24 protein-coding genes are annotated in these 24,199 nt (G+C 37.3%); 13 read left to right on the forward strand and 11 right to left on the reverse strand.

What is annotated here, in order from left to right; all coding sequences use genetic code 11:
* Position 1: 1 nt before the first annotated feature.
* The 6 genes from ACFO5Y_RS02205 to atpC are packed head-to-tail and all read left to right on the forward strand — an operon-like array spanning position 2 to position 5,329.
* Positions 2-556, forward strand: coding sequence for a F0F1 ATP synthase subunit B family protein (locus ACFO5Y_RS02205; protein WP_197103800.1), 555 nt, complete (start codon positions 2-4; stop codon positions 554-556).
* Positions 544-1,089: an ATP synthase F1 subunit delta gene (gene atpH, locus ACFO5Y_RS02210; RefSeq protein WP_197103801.1), complete on the forward strand. Its 546-nt coding sequence runs from the start codon at positions 544-546 to the stop codon at positions 1,087-1,089. Before ACFO5Y_RS02205 ends, atpH begins: the two co-directional genes overlap by 13 nt.
* Positions 1,079-2,590 (forward strand): F0F1 ATP synthase subunit alpha, encoded by a 1,512-nt coding sequence (atpA, locus tag ACFO5Y_RS02215; RefSeq protein WP_197103802.1) that lies wholly within the window; start codon positions 1,079-1,081, stop codon positions 2,588-2,590. Before atpH ends, atpA begins: the two co-directional genes overlap by 11 nt.
* Positions 2,591-2,611: 21 nt before the next feature.
* Positions 2,612-3,448 carry an ATP synthase F1 subunit gamma gene (gene atpG, locus ACFO5Y_RS02220; RefSeq protein WP_231606829.1) on the forward strand — a complete coding sequence of 279 codons (837 nt, stop codon included), beginning with the start codon at positions 2,612-2,614 and terminating at the stop codon, positions 3,446-3,448.
* Between the two features lie 11 nt (positions 3,449-3,459).
* Positions 3,460-4,857, forward strand: coding sequence for a F0F1 ATP synthase subunit beta (gene atpD / locus ACFO5Y_RS02225; protein ID WP_197103804.1), 1,398 nt, complete (start codon positions 3,460-3,462; stop codon positions 4,855-4,857).
* A gap of 1 nt (position 4,858) precedes the next feature.
* Complete coding sequence (atpC, locus tag ACFO5Y_RS02230; RefSeq protein ID WP_197103805.1) at positions 4,859-5,329, forward strand: ATP synthase F1 subunit epsilon; 471 nt, start codon at positions 4,859-4,861, stop codon at positions 5,327-5,329.
* Positions 5,330-5,398: 69 nt separating this feature from the next.
* Here atpC and ACFO5Y_RS02235 read toward each other — a convergent pair whose 3' ends face one another.
* Positions 5,399-6,049, reverse strand: a complete 651-nt coding sequence (locus ACFO5Y_RS02235) for an SDR family oxidoreductase (RefSeq protein WP_197103806.1) — start codon at positions 6,047-6,049, stop codon at positions 5,399-5,401.
* A 604-nt stretch (positions 6,050-6,653) separates the two neighbouring features.
* Between ACFO5Y_RS02235 and recQ the strand changes: the two genes are divergently transcribed.
* Entirely contained in the window at positions 6,654-8,807 is a 2,154-nt protein-coding gene (gene recQ, locus ACFO5Y_RS02240) for a DNA helicase RecQ (RefSeq protein ID WP_197103807.1), read from the forward strand.
* A gap of 487 nt (positions 8,808-9,294) precedes the next feature.
* Here the strand turns inward: recQ and arsB are convergent, their stop codons facing one another.
* From arsB to arsA, 5 genes are all read right to left on the reverse strand, one after another.
* The gene (gene arsB, locus ACFO5Y_RS02245) at positions 9,295-10,374 is read right to left on the reverse strand and encodes an ACR3 family arsenite efflux transporter (protein WP_197103808.1); all 1,080 of its coding nucleotides are present in this window, start codon (positions 10,372-10,374) and stop codon (positions 9,295-9,297) included.
* Positions 10,375-10,449: 75 nt separating this feature from the next.
* Positions 10,450-10,812, reverse strand: coding sequence for an arsenite efflux transporter metallochaperone ArsD (arsD, locus tag ACFO5Y_RS02250; protein WP_197103809.1), 363 nt, complete (start codon positions 10,810-10,812; stop codon positions 10,450-10,452).
* 47 nt (positions 10,813-10,859) lie between these two features.
* Complete coding sequence (arsD, locus tag ACFO5Y_RS02255) at positions 10,860-11,189, reverse strand: arsenite efflux transporter metallochaperone ArsD (RefSeq protein ID WP_197103810.1); 330 nt, start codon at positions 11,187-11,189, stop codon at positions 10,860-10,862.
* On the reverse strand, positions 11,167-11,508 hold the full coding sequence (locus tag ACFO5Y_RS02260) for an ArsR/SmtB family transcription factor (RefSeq protein WP_197103811.1): 342 nt from the start codon (positions 11,506-11,508) through the stop codon (positions 11,167-11,169). Before ACFO5Y_RS02260 ends, arsD (ACFO5Y_RS02255) begins: the two co-directional genes overlap by 23 nt.
* An 18-nt stretch (positions 11,509-11,526) precedes the next feature.
* Positions 11,527-13,266, reverse strand: coding sequence for an arsenical pump-driving ATPase (gene arsA / locus ACFO5Y_RS02265; RefSeq protein ID WP_197103812.1), 1,740 nt, complete (start codon positions 13,264-13,266; stop codon positions 11,527-11,529).
* A 386-nt stretch (positions 13,267-13,652) separates the two neighbouring features.
* On the opposite strand from arsA, the gene ACFO5Y_RS02270 reads away from it, so the two are divergent.
* Positions 13,653-14,231, forward strand: coding sequence for a rhodanese-like domain-containing protein (locus tag ACFO5Y_RS02270; RefSeq protein WP_197103813.1), 579 nt, complete (start codon positions 13,653-13,655; stop codon positions 14,229-14,231).
* Between the two features lie 204 nt (positions 14,232-14,435).
* Here the strand turns inward: ACFO5Y_RS02270 and ACFO5Y_RS02275 are convergent, their stop codons facing one another.
* Positions 14,436-15,179, reverse strand: coding sequence for a cyclase family protein (locus ACFO5Y_RS02275; RefSeq protein ID WP_197103814.1), 744 nt, complete (start codon positions 15,177-15,179; stop codon positions 14,436-14,438).
* 106 nt (positions 15,180-15,285) lie between these two features.
* On the opposite strand from ACFO5Y_RS02275, the gene ACFO5Y_RS02280 reads away from it, so the two are divergent.
* Positions 15,286-15,597, forward strand: coding sequence for a YqfO family protein (locus ACFO5Y_RS02280; protein ID WP_197103815.1), 312 nt, complete (start codon positions 15,286-15,288; stop codon positions 15,595-15,597).
* 231 nt (positions 15,598-15,828) lie between these two features.
* On the opposite strand, the gene ACFO5Y_RS02285 is transcribed toward ACFO5Y_RS02280, so the two are convergent.
* The gene (locus ACFO5Y_RS02285) at positions 15,829-16,269 is read right to left on the reverse strand and encodes a YtoQ family protein (protein WP_197103816.1); all 441 of its coding nucleotides are present in this window, start codon (positions 16,267-16,269) and stop codon (positions 15,829-15,831) included.
* 219 nt (positions 16,270-16,488) lie between these two features.
* On the opposite strand from ACFO5Y_RS02285, the gene ACFO5Y_RS02290 reads away from it, so the two are divergent.
* Both ACFO5Y_RS02290 and ACFO5Y_RS02295 read left to right on the forward strand, forming a co-directional pair.
* A complete protein-coding gene (locus ACFO5Y_RS02290; RefSeq protein ID WP_197103817.1) occupies positions 16,489-17,271 on the forward strand; it encodes an IclR family transcriptional regulator in 783 nt (260 codons plus the stop codon).
* Positions 17,272-17,486: 215 nt separating this feature from the next.
* Positions 17,487-18,812, forward strand: a complete 1,326-nt coding sequence (locus ACFO5Y_RS02295) for a DUF308 domain-containing protein (RefSeq protein ID WP_197103818.1) — start codon at positions 17,487-17,489, stop codon at positions 18,810-18,812.
* Positions 18,813-18,862: 50 nt separating this feature from the next.
* Here ACFO5Y_RS02295 and ACFO5Y_RS02300 read toward each other — a convergent pair whose 3' ends face one another.
* From ACFO5Y_RS02300 to ACFO5Y_RS02310, 3 genes are all read right to left on the reverse strand, one after another.
* The gene (locus tag ACFO5Y_RS02300) at positions 18,863-20,323 is read right to left on the reverse strand and encodes a hypothetical protein (RefSeq protein WP_197103819.1); all 1,461 of its coding nucleotides are present in this window, start codon (positions 20,321-20,323) and stop codon (positions 18,863-18,865) included.
* 51 nt (positions 20,324-20,374) lie between these two features.
* Entirely contained in the window at positions 20,375-20,779 is a 405-nt protein-coding gene (gene ndk, locus ACFO5Y_RS02305; protein ID WP_197103820.1) for a nucleoside-diphosphate kinase, read from the reverse strand.
* Between the two features lie 62 nt (positions 20,780-20,841).
* Entirely contained in the window at positions 20,842-21,282 is a 441-nt protein-coding gene (locus ACFO5Y_RS02310; protein ID WP_197103821.1) for a rhodanese-like domain-containing protein, read from the reverse strand.
* A gap of 410 nt (positions 21,283-21,692) precedes the next feature.
* On the opposite strand from ACFO5Y_RS02310, the gene ACFO5Y_RS02315 reads away from it, so the two are divergent.
* Positions 21,693-23,474 carry an alkaline phosphatase gene (locus ACFO5Y_RS02315; protein WP_197103822.1) on the forward strand — a complete coding sequence of 594 codons (1,782 nt, stop codon included), beginning with the start codon at positions 21,693-21,695 and terminating at the stop codon, positions 23,472-23,474.
* 81 nt (positions 23,475-23,555) lie between these two features.
* Positions 23,556-24,173, forward strand: coding sequence for a hypothetical protein (locus ACFO5Y_RS02320; RefSeq protein ID WP_197103823.1), 618 nt, complete (start codon positions 23,556-23,558; stop codon positions 24,171-24,173).
* The last annotated feature ends 26 nt before the right edge of the window (positions 24,174-24,199 follow it).

Here is a 24,199-nt window from a genome sequence, read left to right on the forward strand (position 1 = left end):
ATTGAATAACTTAATCATTCTTTCGACCCAAGCAGTTCCTGAAGGACGCGTGTTTGGTCTGGATGGGCAAACACTAATTCAAATAGGTGTTCAGTTATTAAACGGGATTATATTAGCCATTGTATTAACTTACGTATTATATAAACCTGTGAAAAGCTTTTTGGATAAGCGTACTAATAGTATCGAAGCGGACATCGAGCATGCTGAACGCATGTCAAAAGAAGCGGATGCTACAATTTCAGAATATAATAAAAAAATCGAAGACATTGAGGAAGAACGACTAAAACTTTTAGATGAAAGTCGGGCACAAGCTGACGAAGAACGCAAAGAAGTCCTCAAGCGGGCACAAGTTGAAGCCGATGATATTAAATCAGCAGCCCTCTTAAGAATCTCAGCGGACCGTGCGCGCATGGAAGAAGAAATGCGTCTTCAATCGATTGAAATGGCCAACTTAATGGCGAGTCAATATTTATCTGAACAAATGGATGACGAAGCACAATCCGAATACTTCGAAAAAATGCTCTCTAGGATGGAGGAGACATCATGGTCCAAGTAGTGAATCGTTACTCTAATGCAATGTTAGAACTACTCAATGAACAAGATGACATAGAGAAAAGTTTAAACCAAGCAACTTTCATCCGAGATTCGCTTGATTACCAAGAAATTAAAGGCTTTCTGGAGAATCCAGATATACCTAATGTCGAAAAGAAAGCCCTTATCAAGAATAACTTTGAAGGAAAACTAGACGATCACTTTATGGGGTTTTTAGAATTACTCATTAGAAAAAGTCGAGAATCACTGATTGTGCCAGTCTTGACAGATCTCATCCATCAATTAAATAAACAATTGGGAAATATGGAAGCTTATGTCGTATCAGCGACAGCCCTAAGTGAAGACCAAAAAGCATCCTTAGTTAAAGCACTAACGGATAAATTAGATACAAAAATTCATTTGAAATGCTCGGTTGACCCTCAAGTTTTAGGAGGGTTTTCTGTATTAGTAGATGGACAAATCTTTGATAGTACTGTCCGAACTGAACTAAATAAAATGACAGAACGTTTGAAGAGAGGAGACTATCGTGGCAGTTAAATCTAATGAAATAAGTAATGTAATTAAAGAACAAATCAAAGCATATTCTACCAAAATGGAATTTATCGAAGCCGGAACTGTAACACAAGTGGGTGACGGTATTGCACAAGTATATGGTTTAGAAAGTGCTAAAAGTGGTGAGCTATTAGAATTTCCAAACGGCGTTCAAGGAATGGCTCAAAACTTAGATGAAGACAGTATTGGTGTTATTATCATGGGTTCCGATGCTGGAATTAAAGAAGGTGATTCGGTTAAATTAACCGGACGCATGGCAGAAGTGCCGGTTGGAGATGGTATGTTAGGACGTGTTGTGAATGCCTTAGGTGAGCCGATCGATGATAAAGGACCGATCGCAGCAGACGGACACCGCCTCATTGAAAGCCCAGCACCAACAGTTATTATGCGTAGCGAAGTGAATCAACCCCTTCAAACGGGAATTAAAGCAATTGACTCGCTCGTTCCAATCGGAAAAGGCCAACGTGAGTTAATTATTGGAGACCGTGAAACCGGTAAGACAGCAATCGGAATTGACACAATAATCAATCAAAAAAATACTGGCGTACATTGTGTCTACGTAGCGATAGGACAAAAAGCGTCGACAGTTGCCCGTATTATTAAAACTTTAAATGAAGCAGACGCAATGGATTATACAACCGTCGTTGTTTCAACTGCAAGTGATCCTGCGCCCTTACAGTATATTTCACCCTATGCAGGAACAGCAATCGCGGAAGAATGGATGAATAATGGGAAAGACGCTTTAATCATTTATGATGATTTATCAAAACACGCCGTTGCTTACCGATCAATTAGTTTACTTCTAAAGCGTCCACCTGGACGTGAAGCCTATCCTGGTGATGTATTCTACTTACACTCGAGATTATTAGAACGAGCAGCAAGCATGAGTGAAGAACATGGTGGAGGAACATTAACAGCCTTACCGATTGTAGAAACACAAGAGGGAGACATTTCTGCTTATATTCCAACAAACATTATCTCCATTACTGATGGACAAATTTATCTAGAATCTGATCTATTCAACCACGGAATTCGACCTGCGATTAACCCAGGTTTATCCGTATCACGTGTGGGTGGGTCGGCTCAGATTCCAGCAATGAAGAAAATTGCCGGACCACTGAGAATTGAGTTTGCTCAATACAATGAACTATCAGTCTTCTCGCAATTTGGGACTGATTTAGATAAAGACACTTTAGCACGACTCGAACATGGTGAGCGTATTATGGAAGTATTAAAGCAAGGTCAATACAAACCAATGAAAGTTGAGAATCAAGTCTTAATTTTCTATGCATTAAGCCAAAGGCATTTAACAGACATTGAAGTAAACCGCGTCTTAAAATTTCAAAATGATTTCTTGAGATATGTTGAAAAGAATCATAAAGATATCCAAACAGAAATCCGCACGACCGGATTAATTTCAGATGAGTTAGCTGAACGAATTGATCAAGTTATCGCAAAGGTAAAAGAACAGTATAATTATAGTTAGGGGGACTACGATTTGGCTTCAATGAGAGATATTAAAAATAGAATCGAAAACGTCAGTTCCACTGAACAATTAATTAAAGCGATGGATACAATTGCCTCGACGAAACTTCATAAGGCACGCCTTCAATTGAATGGCGTCCGACCTATGTATAATGGTTTGAAAGAACAAGTCGAAGAAATTGGCGAAAGAGAAGATGCCCTAAATCACGCTTTCTATGAAGAACGTGAAGTGAAAAATTCGCTGTACGTTGTCATGACAAGCAATCAAGGTTACGTAGGGTCTTATAATTCCGCAGTTTTAAACGCAGCTTTAGAACACATGGATGACGGTCGCGAAGAAAAGATACTATCCATAGGGACAAAGGCACTCAGTTACTTTAGAAAACGTGAGAAAAATATCGTGCGTAAAATTACTGATGTAGCGGATTCGCATGTATATTATGGTTCCCAAGAGATAGCGCAATGGATTACAAATCAATACTTAACTGAAGAAGTTGATGAAGTGTATATTGTTTATTCAAAATTCGTGAATGTGTTAACACATGAGCCAAAAGTTGAAAAAATATTACCCATTAAGTCTAACTTTACTTATCTCGGTTACGAAAGTGATCGTGAATATGAACCAAGTATCAGTTCAGTCATTGACCACCTTGTTCCATTATATCTACATATGAACATATTTAGAGCATTCTCAGAAGCCCATACTAGTGAACAATCCGCCCGTATGGTTAATATGGATTCGGCTGGGAAAAATGCATCCGAACTGATTCGAGAATTAACGCTATCGTACAACCGTCAGCGCCAAGGAGCAATTACACAAGAATTGAGCGAAATAGTAGGAGGTACAAATTTTGACTAAAGGTGAACAATATGGCTAAAAAAAATATAGGAAAAATCACTCAAATTATTGGAGCCGTTATCGATATTCAATTCGATGAACTACCAGCTTTATATAATGCGATTGAAATAGAATTAGAAGAAGACAAAATCATTGTCGAAGTCATGCAACATTTAGGTGACCATGCTGTGCGTTGTATTGCGATGCATCCAACAGATGGTCTAGAACGTGGAATGGAAGCCTTAGATACTGGTGCACCTATCAGTGTTCCAGTAGGGGAAGAAGTTTTAGGACGTATGGTGAACGTATTAGGTGAACCCATTGACGCAAAACCACCCATCGAATCTAAAGAAAAATGGTCAATCCACAGAGAACCCCCTGCATTAACCGATATCGTAGCTCAACCTGAAATCTTAGAGACAGGAATTAAAGCCATTGACTTGCTTTGTCCATTCTCAAAAGGTGGTAAAATCGGGTTATTCGGTGGTGCCGGAGTAGGTAAAACAGTACTAATTATGGAATTAATTAATAGTATTGCGAAAGAACACGGCGGTTATTCAGTATTCGTTGGAGTTGGAGAGCGTACTCGTGAAGGAAACGACCTTTACTACGATATGCAAAACTCAGGCGTTATTGATAATACAGCCTTAGTCTTTGGACAAATGAACGAACCTCCTGGAGTTAGAATGCGTGTTGGTTTAACAGGCCTAACGATGACAGAGTACTTCCGTGATGAGAAACAGCAAGACGTATTATTATTTATTGATAATATCTTCCGTTTTGTTCAAGCAGGTTCAGAAGTTTCTGCCTTATTAGGACGTACGCCAAGTGCTGTAGGTTACCAACCAACACTTGCCAACGAAATCGGATCTTTACAAGAACGAATCACTTCAACAAAATCAGGTTCAATTACATCTGTTCAAGCAATTTATGTTCCAGCAGATGACTTTACTGACCCAGCAACTGCGACAACGTTCTCGCATTTAGATGCTGTCACGGTCTTATCAAGATCTGTGGTAGAACAAGGTATTTACCCAGCGATTGATCCACTAGAATCTTCTTCACGCTCACTAGAAGCAAGTATTGTTGGTTCTGAACATTATCAAGTGGCTCAAGCTGTAAAAAATATCTTACAACAATACAAAGAATTACAAGATATTGTAGCAATCTTAGGAATGGACGACTTATCAGAAGACGATAAGAAAATCGTCAGCCGTGCAAGAAAAGTACAACAATTCTTGTCACAACCATTCTATGTTGCAGAGAAATTCACTTCGATTCCAGGTCGTTACGTAACAATTGAAGAAACACTTCAAGGCTTCAGAGAAATTATTGAAGGCGAGCACGACGATATACCAGAAGGCTTCTTCTTGAACGTTGGTTCAATTGATGAAGTGGTTGAAAAGTATAGAAATAGTCAAGGTGAGTGAAATGGCTGAAACTCAAGAAAATATTGATAAAAAGAAACTAACATTAACGATCACAACGCCTCGTGGCGTGAAATTCGTTGAGGAAGCGGATATGGTTATTATGCGTACGATTGACGGTAATATGGGTGTGTTACCAGGTCATGCGCCCGTTTCGACGACCTTAGGCGATGGTGTGCTTCGAATTATGAATAATGGTTTCGAAAAGCAACTCGCTGTCTTTGGTGGTCATGTTAATATCTCTGATAATGCGATCAATCTTTTTAGTACAATAGCTCAAAGACCAGATGAAATTGATGTGGCGAGAGCAGAAGAGGATCGTAAGGAAGCGTTAGCTGCCGTAGAAGAAGAGATTGAAGAAAATATGACGAAACGTTTAGAATTAATGCAGTTCCGTGCTTTAGTTCGTTTACGTGTGAGTCAAAATGAATTCTTCGAAGATGAGGATGAGTCTGATGAAGAAGATGAAGATTAATAAATCCAAAAAAATAGCCGAGTCAGTCACTTTATAATGTGATCTGACTCGGTTATTTTTTGTTATATATTAAAGTGATTTAACAGCGTCATTAACGGCCTTGTCGCCAGCTAAGACTTCGAATTCTTTCTTGATTGAGTTGTCGTTTTCTAAGACGGCTACAAGAGTGCGGGCAACATCTTCACGTGGAATCTCATTGATTTCAAAGTCTGTTCCTACTTTAATGTTTCCAGTACCGCTTTCGTCTACAAGAATACCTGGGTGAACGATAGTCCAGTCTAATTCTGTACGGTTTTTCAACCATTCATCTGCATAGTTCTTAGCGATGGTGTATACTTGCAGGGAATTTTCTTTTTCCATTTCTTCGCGTCCAGTACGGAACGTGCTGACCATTACGAAGCGTTTAACACCAGCTTGTTCGGCAGCTGTCATTACTTTGATTGCGCCGTCTAAGTCGATTTTCACGGTCTTATCTAAGCCTTTTCCTCCGGCACCCGCACTGAATATCACTGCGTCCATGCCTTTAGCGGCTTCGGCTAATTCGTCGATGGAATTCTTAGCTAAGTCGAGTAACACTGTTTCAATGCCTCGTTCTTCAAAGAAACTTTCTTGTTCAGCCTTACGTATCATGGCTGTTTCTTGAATGTTTTCATGGTCTTTGACTATTTCAGCAAAGTGTCTAGCGACTTTACCATTTGCTCCTACTACTAATACTTTCATTAAAAAACTCCTTTCAAAAGCTTTTAACCTAATGTATCTTCTACCTAATCTTAACAACAACGCTTTTTGTTTACAAAGAATTGGATTGTGAGGGGGAGTTGGTTTGAGCTGATTGCAGAGAGAATGATTCGGTGACCGTAGTGGAACGCCTTCAGCTAATCACTTCGGCTAAAGCCTTGTGATTGAGCTTCCGTCTCGCTCTGCTACTGAATCCATACGTCGCTACCGCTCCTATGGCTTCATGTGCGCACAGTCGTCCTAATACTACGGTACCTCATCATTCTCTCTTTCATCAGCTAACTAAATTATATTATTTTAACATTAAGCTAAAGTTATATATGAATTGATATTGAAGTGACTGAGGAAATTCATGTGCCATGCAAAAGGACGATCTACCGCATTAGATTCTGTGCGAACGTTAGTGAGCTACAGAAGCAATAGGTAGGCGAGTCGGAAGCTCCTTTGTATAAATACGATAGTGTTTATACAAAAAGCTACAGACGTTCCCATGGCTACAATGAATTTCCACTGGAACGAAAATATCGATGAATCACCTCATGTTCTAAATAATTCAGTTGTATGTTAAACTATTTAAGGATAAAAAATGATTTTAGAAGAAAGGGCGTATTTTGTGCAGTTAGAAGCATCATTACAGGAGCATTTTGGGTATTCTTCCTTTCGCCCTGGGCAAAAAGAAATAATAAACACAATATTATCTGGACAAGACACATTAGGAATTCTACCAACCGGGGGCGGGAAGTCAGTATGTTACCAACTCCCGGCTTTAATGTTGCCTGGCTTAACCGTAGTGATATCACCGTTGATTTCATTGATGAAAGATCAAGTGGACACGTTGACGCAACAAGGTGTTCAAGCAGCTTATTTGAACTCGACCATCAGTAGTGAAGAGTTCCAAGACATTATTCAACAATTGCGACAAAGAACTTTGAAGATGTTGTATGTCGCACCTGAACGGTTAGAAAATCCTAGTTTCCAAGCATTTTTGAGCAAACAAAATATCTCATTATTTGCTGTAGACGAGGCGCACTGTGTGTCTCAATGGGGCTTTGATTTTAGACCAAGCTACCGAAACATTACACAATTTATTAACCAATTGCCTCAAAGACCAAGAATGGCCGCTTTTACCGCAACCGCAACGAAACGAGTACAAGACGATATTGTCGCTCAATTAGAATTAGAAGAACCTGGTGTGTTCATTAATTCCTTTGACCGACCAAATATTAAATTTTCAGTCGTCGAACCTAATAATCGCTTAGCGACTTTGCATAGTTTAATTAATCACGACGAGGCGATTATTATTTATGCCAGCACGCGTAAACAAGTCGACAAGTTGCATATAGAATTAAAGCAAGAAGGCTATGCCGTGAATAAATATCACGCGGGGATGGAACACGACCAAAGACAACAATCTCAGTCTGAGTTTATTAATGATGAGTGTAATATTATTGTTGCTACAAATGCTTTTGGAATGGGAATTGATAAGACGGACGTTCGGAAAGTGATTCACTTTAACTTGCCGAAAGATTTAGAAAGTTATTATCAAGAAGCAGGTCGTGCGGGACGAGACTCATTAGATGCGGAAGCGATTCTTTTATATCACTCACAAGATATTATGACCAATAAGTTCTTAATTGCGCAAAGTAATGATGAATTAGCTCACCGCCGATTAGAAATGATGATACAATACGCAAGTTTCACGGGTTGCTTACGGAATTTTATCTTAAGATATTTTGGCGAATTCCCTAATGAACCGTGTGGAAATTGTTCAAACTGTATGGGTGAAATGCGTCAAATCGATGTGACAAAAGAAGCTCAGATGATCTTATCGTGTATGCTTCGAATGAAGCACCAATTTGGGATGACGATGATTATTGATGTTCTGCGTGGAAGTCAGAATCAACGAGTCTTAGATAATCGCTTTGACGAGCTATCGACTTACGGCATTATGAAGACTTATTCCGTTCAACAAATTCGCGATATCATCTCAGCCTTATTGGCGTATCAATATATCAGCGTAACTGAACATCGCGGTTTATATGCGACTGAAGCGTCTAAGATGCTTTTAATGGGTCAAACGTCTTTAACGATTAAAGAACGTAAATACTTGAAAGCTTCAACGAGCCGCAGACGAACAGTATCTAAAAATGTTAACCCGGATCTGTATGAACAATTACGTCAAGTTCGGGCACAATTGGCCAAAGAAGAGGGGATGCCGGCTTATATTATCTTCTCTAATAAATCCTTGGAAGATATGGCGAGTCGTATGCCGAATACTTATGAAGAATTCCTTGATGTTGAAGGAGTTGGCTCGGTTAAAGCCGAGAAGTATGCGGGTTATTTCTTGCCAGCGATTCAAGAATATTCGTCTTCGAATCCGAATGCGACAGTCGAATCGGAACCGCACCGTGAAAGTGTTGAGACACAAAGTAGTGGCGGCCAATCGAGTTATCATCTGAGTGCTCAGTACGCAGAGCGTGGACTGACGCCTTTAGAGATTGCGATTGAACGTAATATCACTGAAGCAACTGTCTTGTCGCATCTGACTCAAGCTGCGGAGCAAGGGGATTTGGAAGTGTTTGACGCGGATGTGTCATCGTATATTAAGAACCAAATCAAGCAGGCGATTCGAAAAGTTGGAACCAATTCACTGAAAGATATTAAAGAGGCTTTGCCTGATAAGATAAGTTATGATGATATAAAATACGTCCTGATTGATTATTTAGTAAATAATATTTAATAAAAAGCACGCATCTAAGGAGCAGTAATGAGGTGACCCCCGTAAAGTTAGAGTTAAAAATCTAACTTTACGGGGGTCGTTTTTGTGTCACAAAAGTATTCATATAAATATCAAAATACGTTTAATCTCAAATCGAACTACTCTTTTAGAAATTTACTCATCACCACTGCAACATTCAGAATTGATCGTTAAGTATTACTCCAGATTGCCAACTCTACTTATAATATTTGAACTCAATAAAGATTTCGTCATTATAACGTATATTTTTGTTAGACGTTGTAATAGATAACCATGGGTTTGGAATCTTATTCCGCAACAAGGTCGCTTCTAAACGTTTCTACATACCCTCGTCCATACATCGCCCGATTCACTATGAAGTTGAATACAATCTCTGTGATTAGATAAAGTCTGGCATTATGCATTCAAATTTTAAGTTAATAAAACAGTTGATGAAAGGTTCTATCACATAATTTTCTTCTCTTTTTAATTAATATTCGTAGCCATCGAACCAATGTTTCGTTTTATTTGAAAATTTGACTAATAATAGCATAACAGGAACCTCTACTAATACTCCTACAACGGTTGCTAAAGTTGCACCAGAATTTAATCCAAATAATGCTATTGAGACAGCTACAGCAAGTTCAAAAAAGTTACTTGTTCCAACCATAGCTGCGGGTGCTGCTATTGAAAAAGGCAATTTACAAGCTTTAGCACCACCATAACCAAGGAAAAATATTACTATATTTTGAACAATTAACGGAATAGCAATTAATAAAATATGGAATGGATTACTTAGAATTCGTTCACCTTGGAATGAAAAGATAATAACTAAAGTTAGTAGTAAACCAATCCGTGTGGTCCCATCAAATTTATTCACAAAATCTTTTTCAAAATAATCATCACCTTTTTTCTTGACCACGTATTTTCGAACAATAATTCCTAGAGCCAAAGGGATTACAATGAATACAAAAATAGAGAGTAAAAGTGTATTGATAGGGACCGAAACGTTACCAATACCCAATAAAAGTGCCACAATTGGAGCATATAAAAAGAGAACAATGATATCATTTATAGATACTTGCAATAAGGTGTATGCTGGATCACCTTTGGTTAGTTCACTCCATACAAATACCATAGCTGTACAAGGTGCTGCCCCTAAAAGAATCGCACCAGCTATGTACTCATTGGCTAGTTCGGGACTTAAAAACGGTTTAAATACCACCAAAAAGAAAAAGGCAGAAATTGCATACATGGTAAATGGTTTAATTAGCCAGTTTACTACTGTAGTTAAGATTAATCCTTTTGGCTTTCTTGTTGCATTTACAATACTGCTAAAGTCAATTTTTAACATCATTGGAAAAATCATTAACCAAATTAAAATAGCTGTTGGAATTGATACGTTATAATACTCAAATTGACTTAAAAAATTAGGTATTGCAGGAACAAATTGCCCTAGCGCTACACCAATAATCATTGATAAAGCAACCCATAAACTTAAATAACGTTCCCAAAGCCCAATCCCATTTTCTTTATTCGATACATTTTCTTTTAAAGCTGTTTCTTTCATTATTTTCATCCAATAATAATAGTATTTAATCTTTTAATGAGAAACAAAAGAAGATAAACTCTTACTTCTTTTCCCTTAACAACATCCAGTGGAACCACAATCGCTCTCACCAGATTGGTCTGTTACCATAAAACGTACACCAGTATATTCAGCAATTTCATCAAGAGTTGGATAAGCTCCAGCTTTCTTCACTTTGCCATTCAATACTGTGATTGGCAAAGCAGCAGAATTCTCTTTCTGTAAAATAGTACTAACGGTTTCATTACTTACAAATTGCACAGGATTGTCAGTCAAATTGTATTGATAAGCTTGATATCCATCAATAGTATTTAATGCATTGATGAGAGATGTAATTAGCATTTGATTTTCATCCACTGATGAGCCACAACCTCCACTACTGCAGCACATAGCGGGTTCAAATATCTCTAATTTGTTCATATTTTACCTCTTTTTCTAAAATAAATTTCGCACCTCAAACATTTTTCTTATTGAATCGCTTCTTTAACCAGTTGAATACCTAAATATTCACTAATTTCTTCATTCATTGGATAAGCACCGGTTTTAACAATTTCTCCATCTAATACAGTAATTGGAAGAGAGTCTTGTCCTTCATTTTGCATAGTGTCTATGACGTTTTGATTTCGTACAAACGAATTAGGATTGGAAGCAAGATTGTAACGGATCATCATCACATCGTCTTCTTCTTTCACTTGTTTCATCACACCCGTAATACGTAATAAATCCTCGTCTACAGAAGGACCACAAACTCCGGTACTACAGCATAGGGCAGGTTCATAAATGGCTAACTTTTTCATATTGATCTTCCTTTTCATTTATTGTTGTATGACAAATACATCTTTCAGAACTTGAGAAAACACTTTGAAGGATTTCTGTTATCTCGGTAGCTAATTCTCGATTCAGCGAATAATGATGCCAAATTCCTATTTTTTCTGTAACAATTAAATCCGCATCTCTTAATACTTTTATATGATGGGAGAGAGTTGGTTGAGTAAAATCAAAGTGTTCAAGCAAATCACAGGCACATAAAGTATCGCAGGATAGTAAATCGAGTATCTTTACTCGATTTGGATCAGATAAAGCTTTCATTTTTTCAGCAAATAATTCATAATTCATTTTTATTCTCCTTTGAGATTAAACAATTGTAGCAAGAACATCCTCTTTTAACTCAATAGGACTCCAGTCGATGACCGCAAAATGCCCTTTTGATAATCCATCGACACGTTGGATCCATTCTTCTTCCGATTTTGCGCGAGCTAACAATGTTTTATTCGTAGTCCCTGTTGATAATAAACTGTTATTAACCACCCACCAAGTATGTGCAATACCTGCACGGTCTAAATCTTCTTGTAAACGAATCGATTCATAGACAGGTGTATTTTCAGGTAATGTCACCATGACCACTTCTGTTTGGTTGTGATCTTGTAAAATAGGCAGGAGTAGGGTAATTGATTCTGGTACTTCTCCAGAAGTTCGCTCCACCTCTTGGGCGTAACTTTGAGAAGATTCTAAAAGTAAAAGTGTGTGTCCCGTAGGCGCAGTATCAATAACCACCACATCTGCTTCCGTCATCGAAACAATTTCAGCGAATTTTCTGAATACTGCAATTTCTTCTGTACAAGGTGAGTTTAGATCTTCTTCTACATAAGCTAAGTCCTCTTCCGACATTGATTCACGCGCTTTAGCTAAAACTTCATTTTGGTAAAGCTCTAACTCTTTTTTCTCATCAATATGGCTAACCCCAAGAGTATCTGATTCATGCACAATATAATTTAAGTGAGCTGCAGGATCGGTCGTTGTTAAATGAACTTTTTTACCTTTTTCTACAAGGCCTTTCGCAATGCTGGCTGCGATGGTTGTTTTCCCAACGCCACCTTTACCCATTGTAAAGACGACTCGTTTGTTTGTGTTGTGTAAATCATCGATAACAGTTTGTAAGCGTGGGTATTCCTGATCCTGCACTTCTTCATGACTGATTTCAGGTTGTTCTTCACTAAGTAATAAACCGATACTTTCGATACTTGCAAGATTGTAAGGTCTTAATGGAATTTCAAAAAGAGGTAAGTTTTTAAGATTTTCAGGCATTTGGTTTAATGCATCTTGTTGAATTTCATAGTATGTTTGAGAAATCGTATCTGTCGGATTTTCTAAAAGGCCATTCACAATAAGTTTCTGGTTTTCAACCCCTAATGCTCGTAATTCTTCGGACGCACGATTGGCTTCGACTAATGGTCCTTCTTGCGGGCGAGTTACGAGTAGTAAAGTTGTCATTTCAGAATTAGCAAGTGTTTCTACTGCCAAACTATAACTTTCTCTCTCTTCATCTAAACCAGATAATTGACCCATACAGCTTGTGCCAGTTGTATTTTCATCAAAGAAGTTTGTCCAAGCAGAAGGTAATTGTAAGAGTCTTAATGTATGGCCGGTAGGCGCTGTATCAAAAATGATATAGTCGTATTGGTCAGATATATCAGGGCTTGTTAAGAATTTTGCGAACTGATCAAAAGAAGCAATTTCTGTCGTACATGAACCACTTAATTGTTCTTCCATATTTTGTACCGCAGAGTCTGGCAGAATTCCGCGATAAGGACCCACAATAGATTCTTTATATTCTTCTGCAGCACTGACTGGATCAAAGTTAGCGACGGTTAAGCCAGGAATTTCTTCAATTTCTGTTCCGTTATCATCTAATTCTCTTTCAAAAACATCTTGTAAATTACTGGCAGGGTCTGTACTCACTAATACAACTTTGAAACCTTCATTCGCTAATTGAATAGCTGTTGCGCTAGCGGCTGTTGTTTTCCCAACGCCACCTTTACCTGTATAGAATAAATACTTTGTATTAATATGCTCTTTTGGATTAAAAATTTCCATTCTGTTTTCCACTCCTTTGTTAAACGATTTGGACGAAATGATTGATTTAGTTTCTACAATCAACTAAGGGCTTATATTGATGATTGTATATGTATCGAATATATAGGTACCTATCTATGTATTCGATACAAATCAACCTATATGATGCAAGAAAACTTGCAATAATTCTCTAAATTTCATATACTTTATTCACATAGATACCTGTCAATGTATTAAATATAGATGGGTCTCTATGCTTTGTCAAGTAATCTTATCATTTTTATTTACTTCATTTTGTTGAAGGGTCATTAGGGATACTTATTGAGAGTGACACCTATTTATCCCCCTTTCATTCAACTTTAAGTAAATAATAAATGAATACAAAACTATCATGAGGAGCATTACAAATGAAGAAAATATTTTACGAGGACATTAATAACCAACAACTGGTTGATGTTCGAACTCAACATGGGTACCAAGAGGGACATATTAAAAACTCTCTCAATCTTAACCCAAGTAACTTTAAAACTTATGCAACTTATTATCTCGATGTAAATCAATCCATTATTTTTATCATTGGTTCTGAGGACGAAGCTCAACTAGCAGAACTCACTGGGGTGACTGATGAATTAGGTTTTAATCAAAAGAATGGTTATCTTTTGATAGATGAAGTACCCAAAGATGGCTTACAGACAACGGAAACTATCCCTGCTGAAGATTTCCTGAATAAATCAGATGATTTTATATTACTTGACGTCAGACATCCAGACGAAATTACACGGCCAGCACCTGAAAAAAAATTGGTCAATATTCCATTTGAGGATTTAGTCAATGATTATCAATCACTGGATACGAGCAAACAAATTTTTACGCTTTGTGGATCTGGTAACCGAAGTACTGCAGCGGCTTCTTTCCTTGAATCAAAAGGATTAAATCCTAAAGTTATTGAAGGCGGAATGAAAGCCATTCAAGAAATTGGTAAATAATAAATTATAAAAAGTTTTCAAAAAAATGGCTTTGCAGATCCTTACAGGTATTGCAAAGCCTTTTTCTTAGTTTATTGTCGATAAAGATTGCTGTAACAAGCATTTAGAAGGCATTTTAAATCAAGAGCAAGGTAATTGTGAGGTGACCCCCGAAAGTTAGATTTTTAACTCTAACTTTTGGGGGTCACCTCAAAGCTTCTTTTTTTAACTATTCGGAATTACCACAAAAACTTCAGCTGGGAAACCAGGTGAGTCTTTAATATGCGGAACAGCTACAAAGATAATGCTACCGACGGCAGGGACTTGATCAAGATTAGCTAGTAATTCTACTTGGTATTTATCTTCGGCCAACCAATAGTATTGTGCATCTAAGAAGCCTTGTTCAGCTGCGTCTACACCACTATCCGTGTTTAATGTCTCATGTCCGATGGCAGTGACTTTACGTGTGCGACTTAAGAATTCTAAAGCCGGAATTGACCATCCTGGTGTATGCTCAACACCTTCATTGTCTTTATTTAAGAATGCATCTGGGTCATCAAAGCGTTTGTACCAACCACTTGAGAAGGCCACGAAGCTCCCTTCAGGAATTTGACCGTATTTTTCTTCAAAGTCTTTAATATCGTCAACGGTCACCGCATAGCCCGGATTGTCTTTTACTTTGTCTTCTAGGTGAATGACGTAAAGTGGTAAGATGCGTTCATTTTGTGGGATGTCTTGTAGCGTTCTTTTTCCTTCAGCAAAATGGCTCGGTGCGTCAATATGAGTCCCGTGAGAAGAACCGATAGTATATTCAAGTGAGTGCACACGGTCTTCTTCCATTTTTGAAATTTGTTTCTCTTGAAGTGGATTAAATGTATGATAAATTGGAATTTGATCATTCACTTCATGTGTTAAGTTTACCCATTTGTAACCTTTCAAATCTTGTAGTAATTGATGTAGTGCATGCATTTGTATCACTCCTATATTGTTATTTACTTAATTTTACTTATTAACTTAGGTAAAAGCAACGCAAACCACTATTGTAGAGCATTTTTAAGAAAGAGGGAACTTTACTATGTCCTATTTAAAAGTTGAAATTTTTATACCAGCAGAAAATTCTGAAGAATTAATCACCGCACTAAACCAAGCAGGGCTTTTGAAAGACGGCAACTATGATTATTGTTATGCGGCCACTCCAGTAAAAGGCCACTTTAGACCACTGGACGGGGCGAACCCCTTTATAGGCGAGGTTGGCGAGATTGCAGAAGTGGATGAATTGAAAGTTGAGTTTAGGATTAAGGCTGTGGATAGAAAAATTGCTGAGATGGTTATTCTAGAAAAACATCCTTATGAAACGCCGGTGGTTAACTTTATTGGGTTGGTTTAAAGGGAGTTAGGGGTTAAAATTTGTTATTCATGTCCCTGAGAAAATCTCAAGGACACGAAATGCCAAAATATGTCCCTGAAAAAATCTCAAGGACACGAAATGCCAAAATATGTCCCTCAAAAAATCTCAAGGACACGAAACGCCAAAACATGTCCCTGAAAAGTTCTCAAGGACACGAAAAGCTCAACAATGTGGAAAAATCACCACAATTGCTGAGCTTTTGCTGATTCACTATTTAAATACGTAATCTAACACTTCCACCGCTTGGTCCAATGTCTCAACAGTCACATTTGCTTTATTTGATAGCTCTTTAAGTGAGTGAATTAACTCAGTTGGACGTACAATAATCAGTGGCTTGTTTTGGTTGATCGCAGTTGTTGCGTCCATCGCTGTATTCCATTGGCGGTATTGGTCGCCAAACAGTGCTATAACAAGATCCGCCTTATTCATCAGTATTTGAGTGCGGAAATTATTAATATCAGAAGCAGCATTATCACGGTAATAGTTATTAGGTTGCTCACCTAGGATTTTTTCACCAATACCATCTGAAGCGTCGTGATCTGTTTGTGGTGCTACGAATTCGATATCTAACCCTTTCGCTGCTACTTTCTCTTTTAATTCCTCACGCCAATTATCATGAATTTGACCTGCTAAATATACAGTTAATTTCATATTTATAACCTCCATTTAATTCTATCATATCGAAATAAGGGGAGGGTTGCTAATAATATACTCAGTTAAGTGTACAAAATGGGAAACGATTGCATTCGCTATGGAATAGTGATTTAGTACAGAAAAAAAGCAATTATTTTCATAAAAATGATTGACAACAAAAGGTTGGGACTGCTATGATAAAGATATTGAGTTTCTAAATAAGAAAGAGGGATTAGGTTGTCTGAAGTTGGTAAAAAACCATATGGTACTGTTTTAATAAAAGCTGATCAAATACTTGGGGTGCTGTCACAATCAGGCGAACCCTTAACAATGAATGATATATCGAAGCATGCGGATATTACGTTATCAACGACATCCAAAATATTAGACACACTAATATTACTTGGTTATGTGCGCCGTGATGAAACGACGAAACGCTATGCTTTAGGAGCAACGCTACTTCAGTTAGCGAACGCTGCCTTTATGCATTTTGACATTGTTAGAGAATCGCATCCAGCTTTAAAGCATTTATATGAGCAATTTGGCGAAACGGTTCACTTAGGACTTTTTCGTGACAATCAAATCTTGTATATTAATAAAATTACGAATCCAAGTAGCAAACACCAAACGCTCTCAAGGATTGGTAATACACAACCTTTATACTGTTCAGCTATGGGGAAGGCGACTTTGGCTACATTCGATAAGACAGTTCAAAATCAATATTTTGATTCTGCTATCTTAACGCCACGAACACCTTATACATTAACTGATCCAGCTGATTTAATGGGGCAAGTGGAAGAGTCTGAAAAAAAAGGCTATGCTATTGATGATCGTGAATCAGAGGAAGATGTCTTTTGTGTAGGTGCAGCGATTGTGAATCCGATTGACCGCAATCATTATGCGTTCAGTATTAGTATTCCTTATTATCGTCTGACTGATCAGTTGAAGGAAGATATGATTGCTGCTGTGACGAAGACTAAAACAATTATTGAGTTCCAATTAGAATCTTACACCGATTAAATAAAGATAGAAACTGTACAGAACATGTACAGTTTTTTGTGTTGAAATTTCCCATACAGAAAGCACAAGCAAATTTGTGGTAATCTTGACACTTTTTTTATAAAATATTACCTAAACTAATCTGTTTATTGAAGTGCAATTTATTTAAAAAAGAATTTTCTTTAATATTAAACTTAGCTAAGATATAATAAATAAAAACTGATAGGGGATGAGATATGGTGAGTCGCAGGGAAAATATTAGTTCGATTTTATTTGGCTGCTTTTTAGTTATTTTTGGACTTGCGCTTGTATTTTTTAGAGCTTCATTTGTTCTCCTATTGGCTGAAATTATTCAATTCATTTTAATTGTCATAGGTCTTTGGAAATTATTCTATACCTTAGTACTCAAACGAGGAGAAGATGAGATTCTACCTAGGCTAATTGCATTAGGAAAGGCATTGTTGTATGTAATCTTCGGTTTAATTTTGGCTGATCGAGTCGAATTTACAACTGGGTGGCTAATATTCTTTATTGGCTTGTATCAGTTTACGGTCGGTATCATTGGTTTCACTTCTTATATTTTATTAGCACGAGATAAAGTGAGTGATATTAATAGTCAATTATTTATTACCTTGATCCATTTTCTATTTGGCGTTACGAGTATGTTTGGTTCAGAGCGTATTACGAACACGTTATTTCGACTTGGCGTCTATTTAGTGTTTATCGGTTTTACTTATGTTAATGATGGAAGGCAGTTAATTACGCGTAATGAAAAAGCCAAGAAACTTAGAAATCGCATACGGATACCTTTACCAGTCTTTATTGATGCGATTATTCCGAATAACGTGATGATTAAATTCAATGAAATGCTGGCCGGGAATGAAGATACGGTTACGGAAAGATTTTCTAATCAAAAGCCACCTAAAGATTACGATGAAGATTCGATAGTCCATATTTTAATTCATGTTGGAAAGACCGGCTTTGATAAAATAGGTCACGTGGACGTCAGTTATAAAGGAAAAGTGTACTCATACGGAAATCATGATATTGAAGCTCACATAGCTGCAGGAGCAATAGGGGACGGTGTTCTCGTCGTTGCGGATGAAAAACCTTACTTGGATTTTCTAAAAACGAGAGGAACGAGTGTGTTTCGCTTTGGAATTGGTCTGAAAGAAAAAGAGTTAGAAGAGTTAAAATACGAGCTCGAGCATATTCTAAAAGATGTAACGCCCTGGGAAGCAACGACTGAAAAGCAAAAGAAAAGTTATATCGGCAAAGTACTGGAAGCGACGAAAGGGCAAGCCTTTAAATTTAAGCGCGGACGTTATAAAACTTATTTTGTTTTAGGAACCAATTGCGTGTTGCTGGCAGATGAATTACTTGGAAATAATGGAATTAATCTGATTAATGTCACAGGAATATTAGCTCCAGGAACTTACTATGACTACTTTAATAAGCTTTTCCATACATATGGCTCGAATGTCATATCGAAAATGTTAATCCATCCGCAATTTCAAGAACCATTGGTTGAGGTTAAACCAGCCACAAAGACAAATAAATAATAAAATGCGCTTAGAAAAGTGAGGGAAGCATTCTTTTCTAAGCGTATTTTTTATCTTCTAGAGTCGTCATATTCAACAAAATTTAAGTAATTAGCTTTAGCGGGTTGGTCTTTATAATCGCTAAAGGGAACAGATTGGTGATAGAAGATCTGGCCATTATCATAGAAGACAAAGCTCACTTCTTGAGCACCCGTTGATGGATTAATTGTTGGAATAGCAAGTTGATAACGGTCACTTGGATTGCCCCAAAATTGAGATACCGCAATAATATTCGGATTCAAATCAACAAATTGACTGACCGAATTATATTGATAAAAATCATTATCAATCGGCTTAAACATTTCAGGTGATACTTCATAGAAAATCAAAGTTGCTCCCATCGCAAAAACATCGTGAATCGGATAAGATACTTGCATGAATGATTCTGTTCCATTCGGTCTGTAATAAGGATACGATATAATGTAATTATTACGGAAATCAAGTTGAAGTTGTTCAGAAACCGTATAATCAGAGCGATCTATCATTGTTTGCAGTTCTTCGTATTTCGTATCCTCACCTCCAATATTTCCAAAACTAGCATTCTCAACAACATATCTAAAATCACCATACGCTTCTAAAGCCTCGGGAGAGGTAATCCAATTGAATGCTTCAAACGCTTGATGGAGCTCAATGACATTTTGATAACTTGATGGTTGACTTGTCGATTCAGTTGACAGCTTTTGAAAACGAGTTAGGTTTACATTAAAAGTAATGTCATCCATTGAATTACTTTGTGTCTCGTAAAAGCTCACTAAATCATAGGAATCCTGGACGTCGTTATAATAAAAATAAAGATTCGTGTCTAATTTTATCATATTTGACTGCTCACCGATGTAGTTTTGATATTGATAAGATGCGTATCCAAGACCTTCAGTTCCTTGATGATCAACACTCCCATCGCTGTTAAAAGTCAATTGATGTGAAGTATCAGGTCTGAATGAATCTGAAACAGTGACTTTATTTGATAAAAAGAACACTAAACTTTCCTCTGACCTTTCCAGATAATTATCGTAAGGTATAGTTACGTTTTGTAAACTAATGCTTTGAACTGCAGCAGTAGATTGATAATTCCCAATAAAATCCTGATAAGGTAAGGATTCTGTGCTGGCATTCGAAGCACTATCTCCAGCAGGGTTAGCATAGTGGGCTAAGTACTCACGGGCATATTCTGTTAAGGACATCTCCGTTGCATGGTCAATCCAACCTGGATAACCGTCTTCCAAACCATAAATGATATCTCTAATCTGGGCATCACTTAAAGTCGTTCCGCTGATAGCAGAGTTGAATAATGCATCATCAAAATCATCCATATATTGTCCGCCATCCACCCAACCATGCCCAGATGATAGGGAAGAGCTTAAATAATCAACAAACTCTTGTCGTCCCATTAAACCTTGCGCAGAGACGGGTTGGAAGTTAATCATTGCGAGAGAAGTCGCGAATAATAAGCTTACTTTAAAAATTTTATTCATAAAATGCTCCTATTATTTGAATAGTAACTAGTCAGTTTGAACTCACAGAAACTAGCCAAAGAATCGCTTGATTTCGATTTCAGCAGCTTCAGGTGAATCTGATCCATGAATCGTATTATAAGTTAAATCAGTCGCAAAGTCTCCACGAATTGTTCCCGGCATTGCTTCAAAGACATTTGTCGGCCCCATCAATGTCCGCATACCTTGAATAGCTTCTTCGCCTTCAACAATCATTGCAAATACTGGTCCGGATAACATATAAGCTTCCAGTTTAGGATAGAAATTCTGTTCTAATAAATGAGCATAATGATTCGCAATTATCTCTGAATCAAGATCCATTAACTTTGCTTGAACGATCTGGTAGCCTTTTCTTTCAATTCGACTAATAATTTCACCCATTAACTGTCGTTGGATAGCATCAGGTTTCAACATGATGTAAGTCTGTTCTACCGCCATGATCTCACTCCTCTATAGTATTGTTAATTTCATTTTATTTGAAAATATCTATAATCGTATTTTCATTGACCAGTAGCCTTATATTTGTCTTCATCTTGGATAGCTTTCATACCACCTTCGATAATGATAGGTTGAAATCCTAGTGTCTCAAGGTACGAAGCAGCTGCTGTTCCTCGGTTCCCAGAACCGCATAAAGTATAGATTTTTTTATTGTTATTCAGAGATTGATGAGACGTAGGTAAATCTTCAAACGGAATGGATTTTAGATTATTTTTAGGTGCGATACGTGTAATTTCGGACGGATGTCTAACATCAAGAAGAGTATAATCGCCTTCAAGGTTTAAGAAAGCCTTAGCAGAGATTGTATCACTTTGTCTAAGTTCCGAATTAGGGATTTCCTCAAACAAAATATAACCAGACAACTCTGTAAAGCCTAATTCTTTTGCTGATATTTGAAGATTGTCTAAGTATTCTGAGCTATTATCATCTGTGACAAAGTCCATAGGCTCATTTGTTGGGAAATAGTTAATCGCGTACTTTTTAAAATTAGCTAAAATAAGATTCAGAGATCCAACAATGTGGCCAGCTGAAATGAATGTTGCGAACGCGTATCAATGATGTGTTGTCCACTAAGTGAGCTGTAATTTAATTTTTGCATATAATCATCCTCCGATTATTCTAATTATAGTAAGTATATGGTATTAAAATTAGCGAAGCAAAGGATTATTGATATTTAAAAACAATGCATGAATACTTAATATTTTGAGGGTTAAAACTTTACACAAAATTTACGTAAACTTTACATTAAAACTGCCAAGTTTACATCAAATTTACATCAAATTTACATTACATTGCTAAAATAATTCTTGTAATACAATACAAATAATTTATGGAATAGGGGAATTTTGAAAAAATGAAGAAATCTCTTTTAGTATCATTATGTGCTTCTGTATTATTATCAGTCATATCACCTACATTTGTTTCTGCAAGACAAGAAGAAGGTCAATTTGCTGATCTACCAGTTGTTACTTTAGAAGAAGGTCGCGCTTTAACTGAAGATTTATCACTAGTAAACGAAAACCAAGCCAAATACGTATTCTTATTCATCGGTGACGGAATGGGGAACATCCCTGTATCTGCGGCAGAATATTACTTAGGCCCAGATAATGGTAATGAAGGAAATGGTGTAGCGCAAGCACAACCTTTAAACTTCTCACAATTCCCTGTAATTGGGTTACAAAACCCAACGGATGCAGACCACTATGTGCCAGACTCAGCAGCAACAGCAACTTCATTCGGTAACGGTGTAAAAATTGATTCAAACGTGATTGGTTTAACTCCTGGCTTTACTGAACAAACAGAATCAGTAGCTGAAAAAGCAAAAGCTGAAGGTAAATCAATTGGTATTCTTTCAACAGTTACATTAAACCACGCAACACCAGCAGCATTCTACTCAAACGTTGAGCACCGTAATAACTATTATGAAATCGGTGAACAAATGGCTTTATCTGACTTCGATTATTTCGCTGGAGGATCTCTAGGAGGTCGTACGGGTGAAGAAGGTCAACCTGACTTATACGATGTAATGGAAGAAAATGGCTATACTGTTGCAGATACACAAGAAGAATTTGATGCAATTACTGCAGAATCAGGTAAAGTATATGCTCCAGCAGCTGTATTATCTGAAGCAGACGGATCTTCAATGAAATACGCTATGGACCGTGACGAAGGTGAGCAATCATTAGCAGACATGGTTTCTAAAGGGATTGAAGTATTAGGTTCAAACGAAGAAGGTTTCTTCATGATGACTGAATCTGGTAAGATTGACTGGGCAGAGCATGCGAATGATGCAGCTGCTACAATTCATGAAGTTGTTGACTTCCAAAATGCTATCCAAGAAGCAATTAACTTCTACTATGAGCATCCAGAAGAAACGTTAATCGTTGTTACAGCTGACCACCCAACTGGTGGATTTACAATAGGTAACTCAGAAACAGGATACAACAGCTACTTCCACTTAATCGATAATCAAGCTGTTTCTCAAGAAGAGTTTGATGTAATCTTTGCTGAAGCATTAGAAGAAAATCCAGAAATGACTTTCGAAGATTTTGTTCCAGTATTAGAAGAAAACTTTGGTTTCGTTATTGATTTAGAAGCAACTGAAGAAGTATTAACACAAGCAGAAGCAAGTGAAGCAGAAGCTGAAGAAACTGATTTAATGGCAGTATCTGCATTAGACTTAGAAGAATTACGCTATGCATTTGAGCAATCTAAATTAGAGTATGATGACCGTAACGCTGGCCAAGCTGACGTTATCAAAGGTTACCACTCTTACTTACCAATCTCTATTGCATCAACTCGTTTAGTAGCTCGTAAAGCTGGTTTCGCATTTACAACTGTTGACCACTCTCCAGAGCGTGTTCCAGTTTATGCAATCGGATCAGGAGCTGCAATGTTCGAAGGAAACTTTGAAAACAACGACATTGCTTACAAATTATTAGCAGCAATGGGTATGTACGAAGGTGGCGACACAGCAATTGCACCAATCGAAGTAACTGGTAAAGCATCTGCTGAGGAAGCAACTGAAGAAGAGTCTACTGAAGAAACTTCAGAAGAAACAACTGAAGAATCTACAGAAGAAGAGACAACTGAGGAATCAGCAGAAGAAACAACTGAAGAAGAATCAGCTGAATAATCTCTGAGGAATTTAATTAAACAATTTCTTAGCGCAGCGTTATTTATTTAACGTTGCGCTTTTGAATTTTAGGAGACATTTATGAAAAGAAATTTATTATTATTTATTGGACTGTTTTTCACTTTAATTGGCCCTAAGAGTAGTGTACTGGCTCAAGGAGAGGAACAAATTTTGTCTGATGTACCTTTTGTAGGGTATTATATAGCACCAGAAGATCATGCGATAGAAGGCTTATTATTCGAAGAAAATCAACTTTTAATTTATATTAAAGACGAACACGATTTAACTGACGATGCATCTGGATTAGAGAAAAGCCAATGGTTAGCTGACTTTCATTCCTTTCCATATCCAGATTTATCAAGCTATTCTGAAAGTGTTCGTGAGCGTTATTTAAGTGAAGATAATTTACCATATGATTTACAAGCGGATTATGAAGAAATTGTCCCTATGATTACACCTGAGATGTCACAATTGGACATTTTAAATTTAATCAATAACCGTATCCCGGGCATTTACTATACGGAAAAAGATGGGTATGCTTATTATACAATCGCAAGTCCGACTGTGCTTGAAGAAGAGGATGCGTGGAACATTCAACTATTCGGTGAAGAATTATTCGTACTTGAAGAAGTTGATGGAAAGTTGCAAGATCAAGATGGAATCACTTATGAGTATCTTGCGGGCATTACACCAAATTAATTAATTATTGGAAAGGATAAGAAGCC

It is taken from the genome of Ruoffia tabacinasalis (genome assembly GCF_042652985.1).
Classification (GTDB): Bacteria; Bacillota; Bacilli; order Lactobacillales; family Aerococcaceae; genus Ruoffia; species Ruoffia tabacinasalis.